At 61.4% G+C, this 1,787-nt stretch carries 3 protein-coding genes and 1 pseudogene; 2 read left to right on the top strand and 2 right to left on the bottom strand.

Annotated elements, in window-relative coordinates; translation table 11 throughout:
- The first annotated feature begins 273 nt into the window (after positions 1 to 273).
- Both EOA32_RS40480 and EOA32_RS36780 read left to right on the top strand, forming a co-directional pair.
- A complete protein-coding gene (locus EOA32_RS40480; protein WP_245499526.1) occupies positions 274 to 570 on the top strand; it encodes a hypothetical protein in 297 nt (98 codons plus the stop codon).
- A 273-nt stretch (positions 571 to 843) separates the two neighbouring features.
- A complete protein-coding gene (locus EOA32_RS36780) occupies positions 844 to 1,020 on the top strand; it encodes a hypothetical protein (RefSeq protein WP_082953673.1) in 177 nt (58 codons plus the stop codon).
- A 108-nt stretch (positions 1,021 to 1,128) separates the two neighbouring features.
- On the opposite strand, the gene EOA32_RS36775 is transcribed toward EOA32_RS36780, so the two are convergent.
- The gene (locus tag EOA32_RS36775; protein WP_067320133.1) at positions 1,129 to 1,383 is read right to left on the bottom strand and encodes a hypothetical protein; all 255 of its coding nucleotides are present in this window, start codon (positions 1,381 to 1,383) and stop codon (positions 1,129 to 1,131) included.
- Positions 1,384 to 1,590: 207 nt separating this feature from the next.
- Positions 1,591 to 1,787: pseudogene (locus EOA32_RS36770) on the bottom strand (DUF72 domain-containing protein); the annotation flags it as partial.

The raw sequence follows: 1,787 nt of genomic DNA, 5'->3' as shown, positions 1-1,787 counted from the left end.
GGGCAAAATCTAGGCAGAGCTGCGCAACGTTTTCTCAAACCCAGGGTGCTTGATCGGCGTCGTTTTATTCGCTTGTCAAGCGCTAAGCGTTTGTATTCAATGACTATTTCTCCTGATCCCCGCATGCGTCCGCGTTTGGCACGTCGCTTGCAACCCAGTTTGATGAGATCGGATCGTCAACCATCACCGGTTGACGAGCGGAAGGGTTGCCTTCGAGGGGAAGGCGCTCGACCGGAGCGCGGCGTATGACCGCGCCCGGTCGGGCATCGCATCGTGCCGCAGGGCAGGGAGATTTCTCCGCTGCTCACGGTCCTCGAAAATCTGAAGTCCGGCTTCGCGCCGCTTCAGCGCGGCGACCGCAACATTCCTTCGCATGTCTTCGAGGTGTTTGCGGTGCTGAGGCAGATGCCTTCGCGGCGCGGCGGCGACCTGTGCGGTGACCAGCGGCAGCTCACCACTCGGGCGGGCGCTGGTGATGCGGCCGAAGCTACGCACGCCGTCGCCGGTCTCGCGATGCAGAATAGATTCCTCGTGCGGACGCCTAGATCATTGCTGATTATGCACCGTTGATGACGCTTCCTAGTAACGGAATGGATCCTTGGATCTTCGCTTCGGTTCGCGTCGTTACGCGGAAGGATGACGAAGTGTTCGACGGCTCTGGTGTGGCCAATAGCGCATGCTAGTCTTTCCATGGCCTTGGTGAGTCGGGCTCTTTCCGTATCAGTCGAGATGAAGGGGATGGCGCGGGCTCCGCCCGCAAGGTCCGCGCAAGCAAGCTCGCCTAGCTTTCCCCGCAGTGATTGTCGGTCGATGCGTCCAACAAAAGCTTGCCAGGGGAAGGCGATGGAACGTTTTGTCGAGGACTATCAGAAGCGGCGACTGACCGAGCGCGTCGATATCATGACGGCGATCAACATCCTGATGTCGCAGGGCTACGACGAGGATGATCTGCTCGGCGAAATAACCAAGGTTTTTTACGTTGACCTCGACGCCTATAACGAAGTAATCGGGCACCACTGACGGCCTGAGCAGCAAGACTTCAACCGTTCCGGAATTGCTCTGAGCTTCAAGCGCAGCGGTGGATGTCGAGCACGCGGCTGCGAGCGAAGACTCCGACATTCCGTAAGGTCAGAGGACGAACACCGACAACAGCAGTATGATGCCGACGGCCATCATCACCAGACCTGGCCAATTCTGAGACAGGCCGAGGAAACGGAGTCCGCGTCGTCGCGGCTCCAGCGTGGGGCCTGGTGTTGCCAGGTTCGGCGCCGGACGATCCGGGGCTGTAGATGCTGGGTCACTCAGGCGTCCGCGCCTCAAAGTGGCGCCTGCCATGTAGACGACGCCTGCGATGGTAAGCAACGCACCGAGGATGACGGTCATCTTCCCTCGCTCCTTTCCGACGCTGCGGGATGTGGCGAGCGTTTCGCGAGGTCGCCGTACCGATCTTTCGGCGAGATAACCCTCCGCCGACCTCGCGATCGGCTGGGACAGAACGGTCAACATGGCCGGCAGGTTCCGACAAGCCAACCGCCGACGGCGTTCGGCGCCGGGCAAACTTCCGGCGTTCCAACAAAGAGCCGCGGCAGTTTAGGCCGCCACGCGCTTCATCAATGCCATGGCACCGAAGGGCGCGCGCACCTTGCCCTCGCTTATGAAATAGGCGAACACGTCGCGCGGCTTGACCGGCGCGTCGGTCTTGGGATCGGCGCGCGGCAGGTCGGCCGGCTGCCCGCCTTCCGCCCAGGTCTTGACGCGGCTCGCCCATTCGTCGAGCCCTTTCGGCG

The sequence above is a fragment of the Mesorhizobium sp. M1A.F.Ca.ET.072.01.1.1 genome (assembly GCF_004023325.1).
Classification (GTDB): Bacteria; Pseudomonadota; Alphaproteobacteria; order Rhizobiales; family Rhizobiaceae; genus Mesorhizobium.
Note: the sequence above shows the minus strand (reverse complement) of the source record. Positions and strands in the feature narration are given on the sequence as shown.